18 protein-coding genes and 1 tRNA gene are annotated in these 23,446 nt (G+C 35.2%); 9 read left to right on the top strand and 10 right to left on the bottom strand.

All coding sequences use genetic code 11. The features are described from left to right. The 7 genes from BBH99_RS10430 to BBH99_RS10400 form a co-directional block, all read left to right on the top strand. On the top strand, window positions 1–1,071 hold a 1,071-nt coding region (locus tag BBH99_RS10430), incomplete at its 5' end, for an enoyl-CoA hydratase/isomerase family protein (protein ID WP_131799214.1). A gap of 103 nt (window positions 1,072–1,174) precedes the next feature. Next, window positions 1,175–1,639, top strand: a complete 465-nt coding sequence (gene tnpA / locus BBH99_RS10425; RefSeq protein WP_066695291.1) for an IS200/IS605 family transposase — start codon at window positions 1,175–1,177, stop codon at window positions 1,637–1,639. Window positions 1,640–1,744: 105 nt separating this feature from the next. Continuing rightward, a complete protein-coding gene (locus BBH99_RS10420) occupies window positions 1,745–2,923 on the top strand; it encodes an acetyl-CoA C-acyltransferase (RefSeq protein WP_066695279.1) in 1,179 nt (392 codons plus the stop codon). 253 nt (window positions 2,924–3,176) lie between these two features. Continuing rightward, window positions 3,177–4,952, top strand: a complete 1,776-nt coding sequence (locus BBH99_RS10415; protein ID WP_066695277.1) for an acyl-CoA dehydrogenase family protein — start codon at window positions 3,177–3,179, stop codon at window positions 4,950–4,952. A gap of 144 nt (window positions 4,953–5,096) precedes the next feature. Beyond that, window positions 5,097–5,432 (top strand): YegP family protein, encoded by a 336-nt coding sequence (locus tag BBH99_RS10410; protein WP_066695275.1) that lies wholly within the window; start codon window positions 5,097–5,099, stop codon window positions 5,430–5,432. Between the two features lie 80 nt (window positions 5,433–5,512). Beyond that, window positions 5,513–5,959: a phosphohydrolase gene (locus BBH99_RS10405; RefSeq protein ID WP_066695273.1), complete on the top strand. Its 447-nt coding sequence runs from the start codon at window positions 5,513–5,515 to the stop codon at window positions 5,957–5,959. A gap of 10 nt (window positions 5,960–5,969) precedes the next feature. Then, entirely contained in the window at window positions 5,970–8,021 is a 2,052-nt protein-coding gene (locus tag BBH99_RS10400; protein ID WP_066695271.1) for a M48 family metalloprotease, read from the top strand. Here the strand turns inward: BBH99_RS10400 and BBH99_RS10395 are convergent. Together BBH99_RS10395 and BBH99_RS10390 are read right to left on the bottom strand one after the other, a co-directional pair. After that, a complete protein-coding gene (locus BBH99_RS10395) occupies window positions 8,018–8,734 on the bottom strand; it encodes a DUF2490 domain-containing protein (protein ID WP_066695269.1) in 717 nt (238 codons plus the stop codon). The genes BBH99_RS10400 and BBH99_RS10395 overlap by 4 nt on opposite strands. A gap of 71 nt (window positions 8,735–8,805) precedes the next feature. Then, complete coding sequence (locus BBH99_RS10390; RefSeq protein WP_066695289.1) at window positions 8,806–10,617, bottom strand: TonB-dependent receptor plug domain-containing protein; 1,812 nt, start codon at window positions 10,615–10,617, stop codon at window positions 8,806–8,808. Window positions 10,618–11,253: 636 nt separating this feature from the next. Here BBH99_RS10390 and uvrA point away from each other — a divergent pair. Then, entirely contained in the window at window positions 11,254–14,046 is a 2,793-nt protein-coding gene (uvrA, locus tag BBH99_RS10385) for an excinuclease ABC subunit UvrA (RefSeq protein ID WP_066695286.1), read from the top strand. A 47-nt stretch (window positions 14,047–14,093) separates the two neighbouring features. Here uvrA and BBH99_RS10380 read toward each other — a convergent pair whose 3' ends face one another. Next, the gene (locus BBH99_RS10380) at window positions 14,094–14,738 is read right to left on the bottom strand and encodes an NAD(P)-dependent oxidoreductase (RefSeq protein ID WP_066695267.1); all 645 of its coding nucleotides are present in this window, start codon (window positions 14,736–14,738) and stop codon (window positions 14,094–14,096) included. A 343-nt stretch (window positions 14,739–15,081) separates the two neighbouring features. Between BBH99_RS10380 and BBH99_RS10375 the strand changes: the two genes are divergently transcribed. After that, window positions 15,082–15,783, top strand: coding sequence for an alpha/beta hydrolase (locus tag BBH99_RS10375; protein ID WP_066695284.1), 702 nt, complete (start codon window positions 15,082–15,084; stop codon window positions 15,781–15,783). A gap of 341 nt (window positions 15,784–16,124) precedes the next feature. On the opposite strand, the gene BBH99_RS10370 is transcribed toward BBH99_RS10375, so the two are convergent. The 7 genes from BBH99_RS10370 to BBH99_RS10340 all read right to left on the bottom strand — a co-directional run bounded on the left by BBH99_RS10370 (window position 16,125) and on the right by BBH99_RS10340 (window position 23,443). After that, window positions 16,125–16,199 (bottom strand) — tRNA-Arg (locus BBH99_RS10370). A gap of 248 nt (window positions 16,200–16,447) precedes the next feature. Then, the gene (locus BBH99_RS10365; protein ID WP_123873124.1) at window positions 16,448–17,359 is read right to left on the bottom strand and encodes a hypothetical protein; all 912 of its coding nucleotides are present in this window, start codon (window positions 17,357–17,359) and stop codon (window positions 16,448–16,450) included. A gap of 10 nt (window positions 17,360–17,369) precedes the next feature. Then, window positions 17,370–18,290 (bottom strand): hypothetical protein, encoded by a 921-nt coding sequence (locus BBH99_RS10360; protein WP_066695263.1) that lies wholly within the window; start codon window positions 18,288–18,290, stop codon window positions 17,370–17,372. Between the two features lie 272 nt (window positions 18,291–18,562). After that, entirely contained in the window at window positions 18,563–19,600 is a 1,038-nt protein-coding gene (locus BBH99_RS10355; protein ID WP_165601912.1) for a LuxR C-terminal-related transcriptional regulator, read from the bottom strand. Between the two features lie 968 nt (window positions 19,601–20,568). Beyond that, window positions 20,569–21,432 carry a cyanophycinase gene (locus BBH99_RS10350; RefSeq protein WP_066695259.1) on the bottom strand — a complete coding sequence of 288 codons (864 nt, stop codon included), beginning with the start codon at window positions 21,430–21,432 and terminating at the stop codon, window positions 20,569–20,571. A gap of 61 nt (window positions 21,433–21,493) precedes the next feature. Beyond that, entirely contained in the window at window positions 21,494–22,249 is a 756-nt protein-coding gene (locus tag BBH99_RS10345) for a type 1 glutamine amidotransferase family protein (RefSeq protein WP_123873122.1), read from the bottom strand. 192 nt (window positions 22,250–22,441) lie between these two features. Beyond that, a complete protein-coding gene (locus BBH99_RS10340) occupies window positions 22,442–23,443 on the bottom strand; it encodes an NAD-dependent epimerase/dehydratase family protein (RefSeq protein ID WP_165601911.1) in 1,002 nt (333 codons plus the stop codon). Between the last annotated feature and the right edge of the window lie 3 nt (window positions 23,444–23,446).

Genomic DNA, 23,446 nt, shown 5'->3' with positions numbered 1-23,446 from the left:
GTTAACGATGAAGGACAAAGTATTTATGTTGATAAAAACTCAGGAGAATACAACAAAATCCCTGGACAGGATGCCTTCATTATCCTTGACAATATCAGAAAAAATAAAACCCTTTGGAGCAATTCAGGTTCTGCCATTCTTGATTTAGGTGATGGTATCATCAACTTCGAGATCCGTTCCAAAATGAACTCTCTAGGAGGCGAAGTTTTAGATGGATTAAACAGAGCTATTGATTTAGCAGAAAAAGAATACGATGGATTAGTGGTAGGAAACCAAGGCGCAAACTTCTCAGTAGGAGCTAACCTTGCTATGATCCTTATGATGGCTATTGAGCAAGACTGGGATGATTTGAATATGGCGATTGCTTACTTCCAGAAATCAATGATGAGAGTACGCTACTCTTCTATTCCTGTAGTAGTTGCTCCTCACGGAATGACTTTAGGTGGTGGATGTGAAATGACTATGCACGCAGACAGAGTGGTTGCCGCAGCAGAAACTTACATTGGATTGGTTGAAACCGGAGTGGGTGTAATCCCTGGTGGTGGTGGTACTAAAGAACTTGCTTTAAGAACTTCCAGAGAATTCCACAGCGATGATGTTAAAAACAACAGACTTCGTGATGCCTTCATGAACATCGCAATGGGTAAAGTAGCTACATCAGCTTATGAAGCTTACGATATGGGAATCCTTGAAAAAGGAAAAGATATTGTTTCTGTAAGCAAAAACAGACAGATCGCAGAAGCTAAAAAAGTTGCAAAACTATTGGCAGAACAAGGTTATACTCAGCCAATTGAGCAGAAAGTGAAAGTTCTTGGTAAAGATGCATTAGGAATGTTCTACGTAGGAACAGACCAGATGTTAACAGGAAAATACATCTCCGAACACGATAAGAAGATTGCAGACAAGCTAGCCAACGTAATGGTAGGCGGAAACTTATCTGAGCCAACAGTTGTTACTGAGCAGTATTTATTGAACCTTGAAAGAGAAACATTCCTTCAGCTTTGTGGCGAAAGAAAAACTTTAGAAAGAATTCAGTATATGTTACAAAATGGGAAGCCATTGAGAAACTAATAGGGAGCTCCGTAGGAGCGAACTGTTAATAGACAACGAATAATTTTTAGAAATGGCAGAGCCTTGTAGAGGCGACCTGATAATAAACGATCATGTTAGTTTTATGGCCAATACCTATACACAGATTTATATTCAAATTGTTTTTGCAGTAAAAGGAAGACAAAATCTTATTACCAAAGAAAACAGAGAAGAATTGCATAAATTGATTACAGGTATAGTCTCTAACAGAAATCAAAAATTATTCGCAGTTTTTGCAATGCCAGACCACGTTCATATCCTTGTAAGCATGAATCCGACATTGTCAGTTTCAGATTTAGTGAGGGATATTAAAGCAGGATCTTCAAAATTCATCAATGAAAAAGGATGGATCAAGGGAAAATTCAATTGGCAGGAAGGATACGGAGCTTTTTCTTATTCTAAAAGTAGTGTTGATTCGGTTGTAAAATATATTTTAAATCAGGAAGAACATCACAAAAAGAAAACTTTTAGAGAAGAATATCTGGATTTTATGTCAAAATTTGAAATTGAATATGATTCAAAATATTTATTTGAATGGATTGAAGATTAACAGGTCGCTCCTACGGAGCTTCACAAATTGCAAAACAATAGATCTATGAACAGTTTACCTCTATGAGGCAAAAATCTTTCAAAAACAATTTAATTAAACAAAAAAATGAAAACAGCATACATCGTAAAAGGATTCAGATCAGCAGTAGGAAAAGCACCAAAAGGTTCCTTACGCTTTACACGTCCTGACGTCATGGCAGCTACGGTTATTGAAAAATTAATGGCTGAGCTTCCACAATTAGATAAAAACAGAATTGATGACCTTATTGTAGGAAATGCAATGCCTGAGGCAGAGCAAGGATTAAACGTAGCCCGTTTGATTTCCTTAATGGGTTTAAATACAGATAAAGTTCCTGGAGTAACGGTAAACAGATACTGTGCATCAGGAAGTGAAGCAATTGCTATTGCTTCTGCAAAAATCCAGGCAGGAATGGCTGATTGTATCATTGCAGGAGGTACAGAATCTATGTCTTATATCCCAATGGGAGGTTACAAGCCGGTTCCTGAAACTGATATCGCAAAAACAAACCCTGATTACTACTGGGGAATGGGCTACACTGCTGAAGAAGTGGCAAAACAATACAATATTACCAGAGAAGAACAGGATCAGTTTGCCTTTGAATCGCACATGAAAGCTTTAAAAGCAAATCAGGAAGGTAAATTTGCCAACCAGATTGTTCCGATTCCTGTAGAATATAACTTCTTAGATGAAAATCAAAAACTTCAGACTAAAAAATTTGATTTCTCTGTGGATGAAGGGCCAAGAGCAGATACTTCATTAGCTGGTTTAGCTAAACTTAGACCAGTTTTTGCTAACGGAGGAAGCGTAACTGCCGGAAACTCTTCTCAAATGAGTGACGGAGCTGCTTTCGTAATGGTAATGAGCGAAGAAATGGTAAAAGAACTAGGTCTTGAACCAGAAGCAAGATTGGTAGCCTATGCTGCTGCAGGTCTTGAGCCAAGAATAATGGGTATGGGACCAATATATGCGATTCCAAAAGCTCTTAAACAAGCAGGTTTAGAATTAAAAGATATTGACTTGATCGAGCTAAACGAAGCATTTGCATCACAATCCGTGGCTATCAAAAAAGAATTAGGCTTAAATCCAGATATCTTAAACGTAAACGGAGGAGCAATTGCACTTGGTCACCCACTGGGATGTACAGGAACTAAACTAACCGTTCAGCTTCTTGACGAAATGAGAAGACGCGGAAACAAGTATGGTATGGTTTCTATGTGTGTGGGAACAGGACAAGGAGCAGCTTCGATTTTTGAGTTACTTTAAAGACCACGAGATAATAGACGGATAGATAATAGACTTAAAGACATTTATCTGATGAAAAATGTGAGATCTTTTAAATTAAAATTGAAGAATTTCAAAAAGCGACAATGTATTTCAGAATACTTTGAATAAAGATTAATAAGACAATAGACGAAGAAATAATAGACAGGAAGGAAAATAGATAGCATTAAAAGTCTATCATCTATCCGTCTATTATCTAAAAAGTCTCAAAAAAAATAAAAAAACAAAATAATATATGGCTACATTAAAAGGAGGTGAATTCCTGATCAAGGAAATTCCTGCAAACGAAATTTTCAGCATTGAAGAACTGAATGAAGAACAAAAAATGCTTCGTGATTCTGCGAAGGAGTTTATAGATAGAGAAGTTGTGCCTCAAAGAGAGCGTTTCGAAAAGAAAGATTATGCATTTACTGAAGAAACAATGCGTAAACTTGGTGAAATGGGAATGCTTGGTATTGCCGTTCCAGAAGAGTACGGAGGTCTTGGAATGGGCTTTGTAACTACGATGTTAGCTTGTGATTACCTTTCGGGAACTACAGGTTCATTGGCTACAGCTTATGGAGCACACACCGGAATCGGAACGCTTCCAATCGTTCTTTACGGAACTGAAGAGCAAAAGAAAAAATACCTTCCGGATTTAGCAACTGGAACAAAATTCGGAGCTTACTGCTTAACTGAGCCGGATGCAGGTTCTGATGCAAACTCTGGAAAAACTAGAGCTAAACTTTCTGAAGATGGAAAACACTATATCATCAATGGACAGAAAATGTGGATCTCTAATGCAGGATTTGCAGATACTTTCACTTTATTCGCTAAAATTGATGATGATAAAAACATCACAGGTTTCGTCATCAACCGTTCTGAACTGGAAAACCCTGAAAGTTTAACTTTCGGTGAAGAGGAGCACAAATTAGGTATTCGTGCCTCTTCTACCCGTCAGGTTTTCTTCAATGATATGAAAGTTCCCGTTGAGAACCTTTTAGGAGAAAGAAACAATGGTTTCAAAATCGCTTTAAATGCATTGAACGTAGGTCGTATCAAATTAGCGGCGGCTTGTTTAGATGCTCAGAGAAGAATCTTAAACCACTCTATCCAATATTCTAACGAAAGAAAGCAGTTTGGCGTTTCTATCTCTACTTTCGGAGCGATCAGAAAGAAGCTTGCTGAAATGGCAACCGGAGTTTTCGTAAGTGAGGCTGGTTCTTACAGAGCGGCAAAAAATGTTCAGGATAAAATTGATGAATTGGTTGCAGGTGGAATGGATCACCAGGCAGCAGAGCTTAAAGGTGTTGAGGAATTCGCTGTAGAATGTTCAATTCTTAAAGTATTCGTTTCTGATCTTGCACAGCACACTGCTGATGAAGGAATCCAGGTATACGGAGGTATGGGATTCTCTGAAGATACTCCAATGGAAGCAGCTTGGAGAGATTCAAGAATTTCAAGAATCTATGAGGGAACTAACGAAATCAACAGATTATTAGCGGTAGGAATGCTTATTAAGAGAGCAATGAAAGGTGAGCTAGACCTTTTATCTCCTGCTATGGCAATCAGCAAAGAATTGATGGGTATTCCTTCATTTGAAGTTCCTGATTATTCAGCGTTCATGAGTGAAGAGAAAGCAATTATCGCTAACCTTAAGAAAGTATTCCTTATGGTTTCAGGGGCTGCACTTCAGAAATATATGATGGATATTGAAAAGCAACAACATTTATTATTGAATGCTTCTGAAATCCTTAACCAGATCTATATGGCAGAATCTGCTGTATTAAGAGCTGAGAAACATTTCTCTCCTGATTCTGTGGAAGCAGCTATGGCTCAATTAAATCTTTATAAAGCGGTTGAGAAGATCATTGTAGCAGCTAAAGAAGGAATTATTTCTTTCGCTGAAGGAGATGAGCAAAGAATGATGCTTTCAGGATTAAGAAGATTCACTAAGTATACGAACCACCCGAATGTAGTAGCATTAACTGAAAAAGTAGCTGCTCACTATATTGAAAAAGGAGCTTATTAGTCTTAATAACATAAATTTGATTTCAAAACGTCCCATTTTGGGGCGTTTTTTTCTTGACCTTACAGAAATTTCAAAGAACAGCAGATTTCAATATTTTTTCCTAACTTTATTATATCTAAAACCAGTTAACTCAAAATAAAACATATGGGAAAATTTATTATTTCTAAAAGAAACAACGGTGAATTTCAATTCAATCTTAAAGCCGTAAACGGACAGGTAATTCTAACCAGCCAGGGGTATAGCACCAAATCATCCTGTGAAAATGGGATCAATTCAGTAAAAACCAATTCTCAGGAAGATGCCAAATTTGAAAGAAATACCGCCAGAGATGGCAGATGTTATTTCAACCTTAAAGCCGGGAATGGGCAAATTATTGGAACCAGCCAGATGTATGAAACAGATAACGGAATGGAAAACGGAATAGAATCCGTCAAAAACAATGCTCCAAATGCTTCTGTAGAGGATGAAATAAATTTATAGAACAATCTTAAATAATCTCTATAAAAATGCCTTATTTTTTTAAGGCATTTTTTATTTTTGTACTCTATTTTCATAGAAAAATGACAAAAGAAGAATTACTAAATAAAGCTATAAAAATTGCCGATAAGGCACATAAAGGACAGACAGACAAATACCACGCTCCATACATTGCACACGTAATGCGCGTCATGGAATATGGTAAAACAATGGATGAGAAAATTGTGGGAGTTTTACATGATGTGGTGGAAGATCACCCTTTAGAATTCAGTCTGGATTATTTAAGAAGTGAAGGCTTTCCGGAATACATTATTTTTGCCATCAGCTGCCTTACTAAGTTTGATCCGGAAGAAGATTATGATGAATTTGTGAAAAGAACAGAAAGATCGCCTCTGGCTGTTGCTGTAAAACTTAATGACCTTCGCGATAATATGGATCTTAGAAGAGTAAACCGAGAGCTTACGCCTAAAGATATTAAAAGGTTCAATAAATATCTCAAAGCCTATCGCTATCTGATAGAAAAATACTAATCAACCAAAAATGACTAATAACCTACCTAAAATTTCAACGGCTTATCAAACTAAGCTGATTTCTGCTATTGTGTCAGTTTCAGCTTTTTTTCTTATATATTTACTCCTTATTCTGGCCTCTCTCTTGATGATTTTTCTCTTAGGATATGGGGCTGTAAAGCTATTAACAATTAAAGTCAATTATTTTACAATTTTTGGTGCTGCAGGATTGTTTAGTATAGGTCTTTTCGTATTCATTTTTCTTACCCGTTTTATTTTCAAGAAAAATAATTATAGTACCCGTCACCTAATAGAAGTTTCACGCTCCCATCAACCTGAGCTTTTTAACATGATTGATGAGATTGTAAAGGAAACAAAAGTTCAGGCTCCCAAAAAAGTTTTTCTTTCACCGGATGTAAACGCCAGTGTCAGCTATAATTCTATTTTCTGGAGTATGTTTCTACCGGTAAAGAAGAACCTTACTATTGGTATAGGACTGATTAATACAACAAGTGCCGGAGAATTGAAAACAGTTCTGGCACATGAGTTTGGCCACTTTTCCCAAAGAAGTATGAAAATAGGTGGTTATGTAAACCAGGCTGAAAAAATAATTTTTGAAACCGTTTACAATAATAAAGATTATGAAAATTTTATTCTGGAGTTTTCAGGAAGCAATGCTTTTTTTAAAATTTTCGGACTTATCTCTGTAAGCTTCATCAATGCCTTTCAATATGTCCTTAAAAGTATCTCCAATTTTCTTTTTAAAAACCATGCTTCCCTGCAAAGAGAGATGGAATATCATGCTGATGCTATTTCAACTTTTGTAACAAATCCGGATGAGCAGATTTCCTCCTTATTAAGATTGGAATTAAGTGATGCTGCCTTTAACTATGCAACCAATTTTTATATTGAAAGCAATCAAAAATATCTGCCCAAAAATCTTTATGAAAACCAGATTTCTTTAATGAAGATTTTCAGTGAAAGAAATAATCATCCTTATGTAAATGGACTTCCCCAAATAGATATTGAGGACCTGACCCGTTATAATAAATCCAGAATTGAAATTGAAGACCAATGGTCATCCCACCCTGAAATATCAAAAAGGATTGAAAGAATCAAAAAGAACAAAACCCAAAATACAACCAGTGACCACAAACCAGCCGGAGAAATCATCAGAGGTTATGAAAACATCTGTGAAACGCTAACAGCAAAATATCTAACACTTTTAAGCATTAAAAATGTTGGAGAAGTTATAGATGATAATACTTTTACCACTCTCTACCTGGAAAACAATAGATATCAGAACCTGATTTCCGGGTTTAACGGCTATTATGAAAGACATAACCCTATTTTAGAAAATCTTGAAGCTATTATTCAGGATTCGGGGCTTTATCATGAAGCTGATTTATTCAGCGATAAAAAGGTTTCCTTAGTCTATGAAAAAGCTGGTATAGAACAGGATCTTCAAACTTTACAGTATCTGGCTTCAAAACCTAAAGAAATAAAAACTTTCAGGTATAACGGGGTATTACATAAAGCAAAACATGCAGGAAACATGATTCCTCAACTTGAAAATGAGCTTAAAAATGTGATCGCTGAACTTCATGAAAATGACAAATCTATTTTCAACTATTATTATCATAAAAGTAATAATGAGCACAAAACGAATTTGATAAATAAGTACAAAAAAATGTCTGCAATAGATAAAGAATTCGATGAATTCCAAGCAAGTCTTAATGAATTTATCGGATACTTACAGTTTATGACGGTTACTTTACCTTTTGAAGAAATCCGTAAGCACAGAGCAAAGCTTTTGAAGGCTGAAAAACCTTTTAAACAAAAGATCCGAAACCTTCTTGAAAATTCTGCTTACAAAGAATTACTCACTGCTGAAGAAAGTAATATTCTTCAACAGTTTGTAGATGCTGAATATATTTATTTCAACAATGACAGATACCTTCAGAATGAAGTTGATTCCATATCATTATTGATTGAAAAATATCAAAATCTTTTAAATACGTACTACCTTAATACCAAACAGGAACTCTTAAAATTACAGTCAGAGATAAGCCAGGCCTCTTAATCCGCCCCAGGGAAATCGTATGTTTTCACCTCATGGTTCGTACCATCAATATTGATGTTCAAAGCAAGGTAGATGAAATGTAAGTTTTTATTTCCTTTTGCTTCAAATTCACGCTGCCAAAGGTATCCGCTTACAATTCCGAAATAATCATCAATCTGGTAGCCGAAACCACCATAAACTCTGTTTCTGGCAAAAGTAGGCTTCATTGGGGTTACAAGAAAGAGTTCATCGTAAGCATTGGCAAAAACAGTCCCTTTTTTAATTTCTTTAGCATTTAAGGGAACACTTACATTCAAACGGTAACGGTAACGCATTCTCTGAGAAGTGTTGTCAGTTTGCGGTTCATAAAACCAGCTTTTTTCTACACGGAAACGGTTTTCAAACTTCACGATGCCTTTTTTAACATCAATAACATCCTGAAGCCAAACCCTGAACTCTTCTCTGCTTAATTTCTTATCCTTGTAGTTAACATATCTTCCCAGTCCTACAAATGGTTTGTGATTCTTGGTAAGGTTATACCCTATTCCCCCTTTTATTTCATAATAATCCGGGTAAGCATAATCTTCGTTACCTCTTAACTGACCTTCTCCGTAGATGAAAAATTTAGGATGAAACTTATAGGTTAGAGTTACTGCATTGAAGCTGGAAATATGTTCCTGAGCTTTGAAGAAAGATAGACTAAGAAGTAGACTTAAACCTAGAAAACGTTTCATAAAAAATTTTTGCAAATGTAATTTTTTTAACAATTTGTTAATATTAACTTTCATTAATATTGAATTAACACTTACTTCATATTAATTATGTAAGAAAAACCAATATGAAACCATCTTTGCGGCATTTCTACGCCAAATGCTTCCGTATATTTTGTATTGGTGATATTATTCACTAAAACATATACAGAATAGTCTTTTTTATTAAAACTTAACTTGTTATCCAGCAACTGATAGCTTCCTAAATTCATTCTTTCATTGTATCTGTACACAATTTCATTAGTAAAGGCTCCAAGGAATTTTGCTTCCACTTTACCGATGAACTGGTGTCTCAGATTATCCATAATATATTTTGAAACAAACTCATTGGATTTCTGAAATTTGCCGTCAATATAGGTATACCCTGCCATCATTTTCAGCCAGTTGGTCATTTTATAGTTAATTTCAGCTTCTATTCCTTTGATTTTTATATTGCCTACATTTTCAGCAGCCCATGTTTTATCACTGATGTCTTTTTTCACCCAATCGATAGAATTCTTTGAATCCCTTAAAAACCCACTGATTTTGGCTAAAATACTTTGATTCTGATATTGATACCCTACCTCAGATGAAACACCGTTTTCAGGCAGCAAATTTGGGTTACCACGTTCCTGCGGACTCACATAATAAAGATCCGTAAAGGTTGGAATACGGTGTACTTTGGCAATATTTCCATATACCTTATTATTAGGATTAAAGTTATATCCCACATCTAACCCGGGATAGAAGAAATTACCTTCTTTAGAATAGTTAGCCCATGAAATTCCCGGGCTGATATTTAATTTTTTATCAAATAATGAGAAATGATGTTCAAAGAAAACCTGAGAAACAAAACGGTTAGGATTTCCCAAATTGCTGCTCACCAGAAACTCTTTTCTCAGTTCAACACCCACTCCGGTAGTTCCTAATCCCCATTGGTAGCTTGAGTTTACTTCTCCACCCACGTTATTCCCAATATGCATATTTCTATATCCTTTAGGATTCTGTCTGGTATACAAGTACATATCCTGCCCTCTTCTCCAGTATACATTCGAGTTAAACTTTAGCTTCCCGAAAGTCTGCTGATGCGCAATACTTACAATAGAAGCCTGCATTTCCTCATATTGGTCTATAGCAGATTTGGATGCATAAAAACCATTAGCTCCGAATTTCTTTTCCGAAAACCCAGCCTGAAGCCGCAAATCTCCGTTTTTAATATTCAGTTTTCCCTGATAAAAAACATTTCGGATTTCATAATCTGTATTATACATATACCCTTGTGAACCTGAAGTATTAGCTTGAAGGGTATTGGCGAATTTTTCATTTCCCATCTGTGCATTGAACCCTAGTCCATAAGAACTGTAGTCACCACCTTCTGCACTTATTTTAACTTTTTTTCCTGCTCCAGGTCTGGTAATTACATTAATGACTCCTGCATAAGCATTCTGTCCGAAACGTCTTGCAGCAGGACCTTTTATAATCTCAATCTTTTCCACATCTTCCAGATCCACCGGAAGGTTCATGGAATTGTGACCAGTCTGGGAATCATTGATTCTTACTCCATTCAGTAATAGCAGGACTTGCTCAAACGAGCTTCCGCGGAAACTGATATCACTCTGAACTCCATTGGATCCTCTCCTTCTGATATCCATACCCGGAACCTGCTGAAGAATTTCATCAATACTTTTGGATGGAGCATTGGCAATATCTTCTTTGGTGATTACAGTAATATTCTGGTTGGCACTTTTATAAGGTGTAGAGATAAATTTCCCTTGAAATTCAATGTTTTCAATATCAGTAGTCTTTTCCTGAGCACTTACCCAAAGTAGAGATCCCAGGAAAAAAGCACTTCCTATCTTTTTGATCATAATTGTTTCCGTAGTTTCTTTTAACAAGGTTCAAAAGTAAGGGAGTTCATGAAGACAGGCAAATGATACTTGTCATAAAAAAGACACAGCATGAATACTGTGTCAATGTTTTTTTTGAGGGAGTTTCTATCTTTTTCTCATTAAATGTGTAACCAGATCTCTGAATAATTTTATCATTTCTCTATTACATATTTATAAATACAATTTTAAATAATTTTAAAACATAAAACAATACCTGAATAAAAAAATCTGTTAAAAGATAAAAAACCTTTTAAAATTCAACAATAAGAACTTATAAAAAGGAAATAATTCCACAAAAAGCATCTTAATTCTTCTTTTTCCGGCTCCAATTTTGTGGTATCAGGCCGTTGATTTTTATTTTTTTATATACAATTTTAGTAACAGGAGAAACATACAATTTTCGCTAAAAAATTCGTAATTTTGTGGGTCTTAATTTTACAGTGAAATCATTCTTTTTCAACTGTTATGGTGAGCGGCATTCTTCAGATATGTTCTCCCTGTCAGCTGAATCCGGAAATAATTTGAATGTTCAATTGATGACCCCGAAATATTTCGGAAAACACCATTAAACTGGCAGTTTATAGCTGTACAGTTGCTTTTATGAATAAACAAAATATGGCTGATACTACAGAAATAGATATAAAAAAACAGATTTTCGTTAAGAATGCTCATCTTAACAATCTGAAGCACCTGGATGTCCTTATTCCCAAAAATAAACTGATTGTTATTACAGGAGTATCAGGAAGCGGTAAATCATCTCTTGCCTTTGATACCATTTATGCAGAAGGACAGAGAAGATATGTGGAAAGTTTAAGCTCTTATGCCCGCCAGTTCTTGGGAAAATTAGAAAAACCTAAGGTTGACGATATTAAAGGACTGGCTCCATCCATCGCCATCCAGCAGAAAGTAATTTCATCTAATCCGCGCTCTACAGTGGGTACTTCTACGGAGATCTATGATTATATGAAGCTTTTGTTTGCAAGAATCGGAAAAACATTTTCTCCGGTTTCAGGAGAGGAAGTGAAAAAAGATTCCGTTTCAGATGTGGTTGACTTTATCAAGGCTTCTAAAAAAGATACTTCCTTTTTACTAACTGCTCCGTTGGAATATGATGCAGATAATTTTAAGGAAACCCTAAACGTATTAAAACTTGCAGGTTTCACCAGACTTGAAATTAACGGAAATGTAGCAGGAATTGAGGATCTTGAAAGCTTCGGATTTGTTCCGGAAAAAGGAATGAAAATCAATCTTGTGATTGACCGTTTTTCCTATGAGGAAGATGAAAGCTTTTTACAGCGATTGGCAGATTCTATCCAGATGGCATTTTACGAAGGCCGTGGCTACTGCTCTTTAAAAAATACAGATACCGAAAAGGTAAAAGAGTTCTCCAATAAGTTTGAACTTGACGGAATGGAATTCCTTGAACCAAACGTTCATTTCTTCAGTTTCAATAATCCTTATGGGGCTTGTCCTGCTTGTGAAGGTTATGGGAAAGTAATTGGAATAGATGAAGATCTGGTGGTTCCTAATAAAACATTATCCATCTATGAGGATGCCGTTGTCTGCTGGAGAGGTGAAACCATGAGTGAATGGAAAAAAGATTTCATCAAAAAAGCGGGTGACTTCCCTATTCATAAACCTTATCATCAATTAACCAAAGAGCAGAAAAGCTTCCTTTGGAAAGGTGATGGTAAAAGCAATTTCCCATGCATCAACAATTTCTTCAAAATGCTTGAAGAAAACCTTTATAAAATCCAGTACAGAGTAATGCTTTCCCGTTACAGGGGGAAAACGCTTTGCCCAACCTGTGAAGGATTAAGGCTGCGTGAAGAGACAAGCTGGGTAAAAGTAGATGGTCACAACATCCAGTCGATGATTGAGCTTCCATTGGATGAACTGGCTCCATTAATTAACAGTTTAAAACTATCTGAACACGACCAGGAAGTTGCCAAAAGACTTTTATATGAAATAACCACCCGCCTTGAGTTTCTATTAAAGGTGGGATTAGGATATTTAACATTAAACAGAACCTCCAATACCCTTTCCGGAGGGGAAAGTCAGAGGATTAACCTGGCAACAAGCTTAGGAAGCTCTTTGGTAGGGTCCATTTATATTTTGGATGAACCTTCTATCGGACTACACTCTAAAGATACGGAAAACCTTATAGAGGTATTGAAAAACCTTCGTGACTTAGGAAATACAGTAATTGTTGTAGAACATGATGAAGATGTGATGCATGCTGCTGACTATATCATTGATATTGGTCCGGAAGCTGGTTATCTTGGCGGTGAGCTGGTATTTGCCGGAGATTATAAGGATTTGAAAAAGGCCAACACCCTTACTTCAGAATATCTTACCGGAAGACTGGAAATAGAAGTTCCGAAGAAACGAAGAAAAGCAAAAGAATGGATTCACATTAAAGGAGCCCGCCAGAACAACCTTAAAAATATTGATGTAGATGTTCCTTTGGAAAGTCTGACCGTTATTTCAGGCGTTTCCGGAAGTGGTAAATCTACTTTGATGAAAGAAATTCTTACCAACGATATTCAGATCCAACTGGGCATGGGTGGTAAAAAAGGAGATTACGATTCTGTAGAATTCCCGAAAAAACTCATCAAAAACATTGAGTTGATCGATCAGAATCCCATTGGAAAATCTTCACGTTCAAACCCTGTAACCTATCTGAAAGCTTATGATGATATCCGTGATCTTTTTGCCAAGCAGAAAGTGGCTAAAATGATGGGCTACAAACCTAAACATTTCTCTTTCAACGTAGATGGCGGAAGATGCGATGAGTGTAAAGGTGAAGGAGTTATCAATGTTTCGATGCAGTTTATGGCTGATATTGAACTGGAATGTGAAGTATGTAAAGGAACCCGTTTCAAAAGCGAAATCCTTGAAGTGAAATTTGATGAGAAAAGTATTTCTGATATTCTTCACATGACTGTGGATGAAGCATTGGAATTCTTTAAGGATAATAATGAAGAAAAAATTGTAACCAAACTGAGACCTTTACAGGAAGTTGGATTAGGCTATTTACAGCTGGGGCAGAGCTCTTCTACCCTTTCCGGTGGTGAGGCGCAGCGTGTGAAGCTGGCTTCTTTCCTTGTAAAAGGAGTTACCACAGACAAAACATTATTTATCTTCGATGAGCCTTCTACAGGTCTTCATTTCCATGATATTCAGAAGCTATTGAAATCATTACAGGCTTTGATTGACCTTGGACATTCAGTTATCGTTATTGAACACCAGCCGGATATCATCAAATGTGCTGATTACATCATTGATATTGGTCCTGAAGCAGGAAAACATGGTGGTGAAGTAGTTTTTGCCGGAACTCCTGAAGATCTGACAAAAAATAAAAAATCTTATACTGCAAAATACATCAAGGAGAAACTTGAAAAATAAAACAGAGAGCTCAACGGCTCTCTGTCTTTTTATATTCTAAATTGTATTTATAGGCTTTCAATATTGTATAAAAATGGACTCTTTTTAATGTAAGCAGCATCTTCGATCTGTGATACCAAAAATTCGGCAAGATCTGTAGCACTGATATTTTCACCTTTACAATCAATGAGACTTGTTTCTGCAGCAAAACTTTGATCTGTCAAACTGATAAGTGGCAACCGTACCAAAGTCCAGTCCAGGCTACTTTCTGAAAGAAGTTCATATTCTTTCTGTTTATCTGATGTTGTTTCAGGGTAATTCTGATACATCCATTCCGTAGCCATTTTTACATGATTATTTTTACAATCCACTTCTGTATTTACACTCAATCCTGTTGTTACTATATATCTTTTGATTCCATAATCATTCATTGCCTGTATGATATTTTTTGCAGCATCACTGAAGATAGACTTCTCTCCTTTTGGCTGTCCCAAAGTACTTATCACAACATCACAGCTATTAATGAGCGAATGTACTGCTTCTCCATCCCTCACATCTCCTGTTATAATCTCAATTAAAGGATTATTAAGAATAAAATTTTCTGGATTTCTTAGCAATAGTTTTAAGGAATATCCTTTATTCAGAAGTTTTTGTACAAGGTATTTTCCTGATTTTCCAGTGCCGCCAATAACGGCAATTGTATTTGTTTTCATAATGATCTTATTTAAAATATGATGGTATATTCAAACTCCTTAATTACGAGCGATCGGTTTGTGCATCATTAAGTTTGAATTTAAATAATAGATAACCAGGTCCAGAAATTTCTGAATCTTTTATTTTCAAGCTTTAGAATAGTGCCTGATATCGGATGATATTTATAATAAGATTTTAATAAAACAAAGATACTTAATTTTGGATAAATTATTTTTTAAACAACCTCTTTATATCAGGAAAATTCAGATTTTTGTAATCAACCTATTTTACCATGATATTAAAAAAAGTAATACACTTCATTCCTGCCTCTCTCCTTCTTATAAATTGTTCTGTAAAGAAAATATGAGCTCAGATAATGATTATGAAGTAAAGCTGGATACGTTAACGTTATTCGACCAAAGCAGAAACCGCAAAATTCCGGTTGTCTATTATCTCCCTAAAACCCATAAGAAAATTCACAATCAACAGGTTATTATTTTTAATCATGGATATGGTTTTAATAAGGGCGGCGATTATTTTGTATATTCTTACTTAACTGAAAAACTGGCCTCAAAAGGATATTTCACAGTAAGCATTCAGCATGAACAGACTACAGATGCTCCCCTTCCCGTAGAGGGAAACCTACAAATGGTTAGAAGACCTTTCTGGCAAAATGGTTCCGACAACATATTATTTGTATTGAATGAACTTAAAAAAACAAATCCGGATCTGGATTATAAACATGTTACTTTAATCGGACACTCTAATGGCGGTGATATGGTAGCTTTGTTTGGAAATCAGCATCCTAGTCTAGTCTATAAAATAATCACTATGGATAACCGCAGAATGTTCCTTCCAAGAACACGTATTCCTAAAATTTATTCATTACGTTCCAATGATTATCCTGCTGATGAAGGTGTTTTGCCCACTGAAGAGGAACAGAAAAAGTATCACATGACCATTCAACCTACCTCTGTCAACCATAGCCATATGGATAATAAGGGCAATGATGAAGAGAAAAAAGCATTGAATGATTTTGTTTTGAAATACCTTGAAGAAGGCTAATCCAGGGCATTCCTTTGTTATTAAGTGGATAATTGAGAAAGAAACAAGAGACTTATCCACAACAAATTGTGGATAACTTGTGAATTTTAACATTAAATTCATATTTCGTATTAAAAATATCACTACATTTACTATGTAATAAACATCGAAGTGGAAACTTTATTTGCTTTTCTTACTACTCTTGAAATTGCAATTAAATTTGAAATAAAAATTTAAGCACAGCATTGTCGGCTGTGCTTTTTTATTGTTGTCTAATTAAAAAAATGAGATGTCTTATCTACTGAATCTGCCTCTAAAGGGCAGATTCTTTTATTTTTAAGGATAATTTCATCACCGATGTATGGTAGCCGCACCAAGAATCGAACTTGGATCTAAAGTTTAGGAAACTTTTGTTCTATCCATTGAACTATGCGGCCATAAGGAAAATAAAAATACAAATTATTCTTTTAATATTTTACAATCAGGATTTGGATGTATTCGCAGATACAGAAGGTTATGCATAATTAAATATCCAGAACATGAGCCTAAAAACATATATAATAAACAAATAAACGCAGTTTTTATACTGCGTTTAATCATCAATTTGGTATTTAGAATCTAAGATCTACAAATAAACCTTAGTATGGATTACAATATCATCTCCTAGGGGAACAAGATGAAATGACTAAAGCTTCGTAACAATTAAATATCCGAAATTATCACTCCCTGCGGGCTTATTCATACTGCAGACCTCGGAAGTAAATTTATCTCCTCCTGCATAATTAATAAATAATGCTACTTTCTCATTTGCAACAGTACTCTGATAGGCTACAATTAGCTTTTGGGGATTCGCATAAGAATAGCTGGTAGCGGAGATAGCGCCGGAAGCATTTCTACGGGGAATCATATAATCCATAGATACAGTATTGACAGCGTATGCAGAACCAGTAGTGCCAGCAGTGCCAAACACTGTTTTCAGCATTACCTGGCCAGTATTGGAAGAGACTGCAGGCAAATTATTACAATATGCTGTTTGGTACATTTCGAAAAGATAAACACCAGGTTCCGGAATAACCAGGTACTTTATATTGCTCACAGGCTGTCCGTTGACTGTTCCTGTTGCATCAGTTCCAAACGTAAAACCCACTGTATTTCCCAATACATCTGCCCCGTCTGAAAACGGAATATTTGTATAAACATTAGGATCAAATAAAGAATAGTCAGCAAAAGCGGCAGAGCGCTTAAAATAAAAATATTTTGTAACTGCCGGTGATACCCCAGCGGCCCCGGAAGAATTGATAGCCAATGCATTATATGGAAGTTGCAATACCGGTAAACCTTCATGCTTTATATCATTTGTTGCATGCAAAATATCACTGGCGGGAACTGTTCCGATATTGATCCCTAAATTACCGTTGTTTTGTACTTTCAACAGTTGTAAAGCGTCAGAATTGTTCACTTCAAAAGCACGTGTATCTGCGGTTGTTTCTTTGGAATTAACATCCAGAGCTGCTGAAGGCAAAGTTGTATTAATACCTATCTGTCCCCACATATGGAGACCAGTCACCGTAAGAAATGTAATGAATATATTTTTCATAAAAAGGTAATTACAGTTTAGAAATATTCATCATTATTTTATTGGGAATTCCAACGGGTACAGCAAAGGAACAGGCATTTGAAGGATATGTATCCCCAAATCCGTAATTTACAAAAAGAGCAATCTTTTCATTAACCGTCTTTGTTTCAAAAACCAGATATACGGTATGGGGCAAGGAATAACTGTACGGTCCAGCAATCACCGTACCTGTATCACCTCGCTTTGGCAACCCATTGTAGCGTACAACAGCCTGTCTGACATATGTTGTAGAACCGGAGCTTGCTTTAAATAAAGCTGTTCCTATCCCCAACATATTGTTAAGCGAATCGGTAGGGTTCCCGGCACAGGACGTATAATAATTTAGATTAATTTTATAAACACCGGGTAAAGGGAAAGAAATATATCTGACATTTGAGCCAGCCACGGTGGTACCACTTACATCTAATATAGCAGAGGCATCAGTACCAAATCCTGCACCAATAGTATTTGTAACGGATTCTGCTGAGCTAAGTGGGATATTTGTATAAACCCCTGTATCGGAAAGCGGGAAACTAGGTGTTATAACGGAAGGGGCCATCTGCATATAAAGATATTTTGTAGGTTCCGGCACATAGGTCCCCAGGGTTCCGTCGGGTTTTACTGCAAGTGGTGATAAATTTGCTGAAATAACAGGTAGGTTCTCATAACGTACACTACCATTAGTATGTAGTTTTGCTGTAGGAGCTGGTACATTAATTCCTACATTTCCGTTATCAAGAACCGTTACCATTTCCACTCCATCTGCATTGGAGATTTTAAAAGCTTTGGTGGAAGCTGTATTTCCTTTAGATTTAATATCCAGCATGGCTGAGGGGTTTGCTTCATTAATGCCCACTTGTGCAATTGCAGGCATGGCCATTAATAAACAGATAATAATTACATTTTTTTTCATTTGATAAAGATTTAAATTATTTAGGTATTGAAAGTACTAGAAAGGATTTTACACCATGAAGCTTTGTCTGCTGATATAAGATCGCATTTATAAGATTCGTTTTTGGTAGTAATGGATTAGAGTGTACAATTTGTACAGCAAATGTAATTGATGATACGGAAAATACGGCACTGCATTCCTACTGCCTCTCTACTGCATTTACACTGCACACCATATACAACTGATATACAATCAAATATGCAACAATAATACATAAGCTTATTATACAAGAATCAATATTGTGTAATCCATTTATTAAGATCCATTTCTGCAGAAATACCCAGTTTTTTCTTTAAACGGTATTTCTTTGATTCTACAGTTCTTATAGAAAGATGTGCATACTCTGCAATCTCCTTATTGGAAAAATTTAACTTTATAAAAGCACAAAAAAGAATATCATTTGCAGTAAGACCTGGATTTTCTGTGGTCAGATTATTATAAAACTCCGAGTAGGCTTCTCTAAATTTATGAATAAAGGACGGATCTGACTTTATAGCAAGCTGAACAACTTCTTGATGTAACCCATCAAGTTTTCTTCTAAGCATATCACTTTCAAGTATTTTTTCATTTATTGCATTATCCTGTATTTTCTGCCTGGCTTTATAAATATTATTAAGCATTATAATTATTGCCGCACTAACCAAAATAATACCGGCAAAACCATAATAAAAGTTCTTACTGGCTGATGTATCGTGATCTTGCTGGCTATTTAAAATATCTTCTACAGATGAATTCAAAGCTATTCTTTCATTTTCCCGAAGGCTATCATTCAGCTGAGTGTATTTTAGTAAATATTCGTTTTCTTTCTGAATATTATAAAGGCATTTATATGCGGTTGCCAGAAGCTTATATGTTTCTAAAGTTCTTTTTCTGAACCCCGACTTACGGGTAATCTCTAATGAGTTCAATAAATAATGTAATGATTTTTTATAATCTTTCTTTTCTATGTATAGCCTTCCATAAGCTCTTAATACATTAGCTTTTCCTTCTAAAGGATTTTTTTTGGTCAATAATAAATGATTAGCCTTGTTGATATAATATTCTGCAGAGTCAATATTTTTGTTTTGGAAATGTCTGCCTGCAATAGTTATAAAGAGCATTGGCATTGGAGATTTCATACATTTACGTTCATTACTGTAGACAGAATCCATCAACCCTAAAAAATGAAAACAGGAACGTTTCCAGTCATAAGCTGAGTATTGTCTTTTCTGCCTTGCTTTTTCATCAGAAATTCTTTTGGCTACTTCAAGAGCCTTATTAAATTTTTCCAATGCTCTTTTATGCAATCCAAGGGAATAGTAATTGACTCCATATACGTGATTCATATGGGCTTCAGTTTCTGCATCATTATGATATAGCAGTTTTTTCCGGGCTATATCGAGAAATTGTAAGCTTTCTCTATTCCTGTTTACACCACTTAGTACATTAGCAATATTAATATATCCTTTTATTTCTCCTTTGATATATCCTTGCTTCTTACACTCATTGAGTAAATTTCTCTCAGTTAAAAGCAAACTATTAAAATCGCCTTCCTTCAGCCAAGTATTATGGGCTTCTTTCCTGAGACTATCAATCTTCCAAATTGCAGGCTGTGCAGTATTCTTAATGCATAAAAAAAGAAGCAGACATAAGGCTGCTTTCTTAAAAAAGAATTTGATGTTCATTGATTTTAATATTAGGTTATATATGAAATGTCAATAAATCCAATATCGGTTTAAGATTTTCACTTTTTTCCATGTTTTGTATCCATCTTTGGAAAAAATGACTATGACGAGATATTAGTAATATCCAGTATGTTGGTAGTTATCAAATTATTTCACAAATCAAGGATAAGCACAAGATGTTTTCCTTGATATACATGATCTGGTTGAAATTTTTAGTTATACTACCTCAGGACTCCTGACTGATGTATCTTCATTGTTTACAGGTATAACCAATTGTTATCGCTTCATCCTTAAGAAGGATTTTACAGGTAAGGTCACAGGAATAAATAATAGTAGTAGAGATTCTTTCATTGAATTAAATATTAAAAAAATACTAAGCCTAAAATAAAATTTTTCTATAATACCTCTAACATAATTGTATACCATACATATACCATATTTTATCATAGTGCATGATAAAACAAAATGAATTGTGCTTACTATTGCAGTTATTATATAGTTACATTATGTACTCAATAATCCTTTGTAGATTATAAAAATGATAATGACCTTAAGTAAAGACCATATCCTCCATACTAGGATTCTTCTGCAATGGTATTATTGTCCGATTGTCCTATAAATACCCCTTTTCTCAGATTAATTTTACAGTTATCCGTTAAAATATGGACTTTAAGATTTTCAGCAAAAACAGGACATCCTTTTTTAACTGTTTTAATATTTGTCTGGCCTATATTTTTCGCATTAATAAGCCATGCCATTCCGGAACCTTTACAAGTACCGATATTACCCTCTTCAATTAATAAGGCGGTATCTTCTCCCAGCCCTATCCCCCAACAATTCTGGTTCAGTATAACTGCATGGGCAAGCCTTCCGAATCTTGCTCTATGAATAAAATGAGTGTCTACAATACAGTTATTAATAAATCCCCACCCAGCATCAAGCTTTATGTCATTTTGCAGCATCGCCTCACCATTCACTGCTTCCAGGATAACCACATCAGGGATACACATAGCTCCAGCACTGGTACCTGCAAGAGTAAATCCTTTTTCATTATTGTATTTTTCTTTGATCAAATATTGTAAGGCTGACTGTTTCAGTACATCACAAATTCTATTCTGATCTCCACCTGCAAAAAAGATTGTTTTTGCTGCTGATATCCGCTTTGTCTGATAATCCGTGTGAATCTGCTCATCACAGATATCCAGGAAATCATAATTGGAGTATCCTATTTTGTTAAAGGCATCGGTATACATACTTTGTATACTATCTGGGTCTGAGCTTGCTGTAGTGATAACTTCAATTCTATCCTCTTTAGAGTCTGTCAACAGCTTAAGGATTTCATTAGGACAGAAATTTTTATTCTCTCTTTCCATTTCTTTATTTTCATCTTCTTTATTTTCCTTTCCTCCTATAAGTAATAATTTTCCTTGGGGTATCATAGTCGTAATTTTAGGGTTATAATTTATTTAATACTGTTAATCATAGATTTGATGACTATACTTATGAAATTCTTTGATATTCACCTGAATGCATATTGAAAATGCCCTGACTTAATATTTGCCCTTTTAAATTTTTAGCATAAATAGACTTACCCCTTTTTACTTTTTCAATGCTGCTTTTTTCTATTGACCTTGCGTTAAAAATTAAAAGAGGCTTTTCTCCACGACAGTAGACATAACACCCTTTATCAACGATCAAAAAAGTTCCCGCTGGTATTTTTATACCCAGGTATTTATTATTGATAATAGTGTGGTATATAAGTTTTTTTAAACTATTGCTATTATCCTTCTCTAAATCCATTATACAATTCTGAATAAACCCCAAACCGCAACCAATACCCTTTCTTTTCACAAACATTTCAGCAAGAGAAGAAGCACCATTATTCAACCCGATAACCAGAAAGTTTTCATCCAGGAAATATTTCTTCTGTAAAGGTTCCCAAAGTAATGTATGCTTCAGAATATGAACAATGTCAAAATGATCGTCCATAAAACAGACAATATCTGTATGTGATAACCGATTATTAAAATCCCCCTCAAGAAATTCATTGTCGGGTATATGCATAAATCCTATATTCTCATATCCCAACTTCTTAAAGGTGGAACAATACAGCTCTTTTATTTTCACTTCGGTTTTTAATATTGTGGTTATCACCTCAATCCTAGCTTGTTTATTGTTGGATAAGACAGCCGAAAAATCGGACCTGTTATCACTATTGCAAAGATTAGCAATAATTACTTTTCCCTTTGGAACCATAGTCATTGTATTTATGTTATATATTATCGGAAGTAAATAATAATGCTTTTATACGGAAGCGGTAACTCAACCAGCTATTATTAAAAGAAATGAAATACCAAGATTTATCAAACTTAATAAATATCTATAACCTCCTTTATGAGGCAGATCATAAGGCTATTATAATGAAAGAGATGAACTGCTTGTCAATCATCAAAACAAATGATTGGTATGAAAAATCAGACTTTCTTCAATAGGTATGAAGTGATAATTAAGTTCATTTACAATTTTTCTGTTTGAGATCTTGGGAAAAGAAGTCAGGAATCTTATATTTTCTTTTGTAAGAAGCCGGAGCCGGGGAAAAAAATATCTTAAAAATAGAGCTGGTATTCTAGCGATTGTTAAAATTGAACGGTTTAAAAGTATAGGAATATTCTTCCCGGGCCCTCTACCTAGCATTGTCGATATGTCTTTATATGTTTTATTATCAGAAGCTATTAAAAACCTTTCTCCGAATCTGTTATTTTCCATCAGTAAAATGGCAATTTTTGCCACATCCCTTACATCCACACATGCTGTTCCCCCGGAAAAGGTAAAGTAACCGGTGGTAAGCAATTTTAAAAATTGTAAGCTGCCAGTATTCCGGTTTCCGCTTCCGATAATCATCCCCGGATGTATAATGATTATATTGTGAGCACTTTTCATTGCATTATATACCGTTCTATCTGCTTTAAGTTTTGATATTGCATATATAGTATTATCAACGTCACTGATCAGTTTTGAATCTTCTGTTATAAATCTATTATTTTCCACATCTTGAAAAATTACGGATGAACTTACATACAGAAACTTTTTAATCTTACAAGATTGGCTCGCTTTTAGAATATTTGCTGTAATATTTATATTTAAATAGAATATTTCTTCTTTTTCTAAAGGATCATAGCTTACTTTTGCTGCGCAGTGGTACACTTCTTCCACTCCAACTAATGCCTTAATAATACTTTCTTTACAACCAAGGTTCACATTAACCCATTCAATTTTATTGAAAAAAAATTCATGATCTGAGCTATAGTATCTTAGTGATTCCTTCACTTCATTGAGGTTACTTTGCTCTCTCTTTGAGGCCCGTACAGTTTTACCCTGCTTCACTAATTCAAGAACAATTACCCTTCCTAGAAGTCCTGTGGCACCGGTTACAAAAACAATATTCTCCATACC

The organism is Chryseobacterium contaminans (assembly GCF_001684955.1).
GTDB lineage: Bacteria > Bacteroidota > Bacteroidia > Flavobacteriales > Weeksellaceae > Chryseobacterium > Chryseobacterium contaminans.
This window is presented reverse-complemented; position numbering and strand designations above follow the sequence as displayed.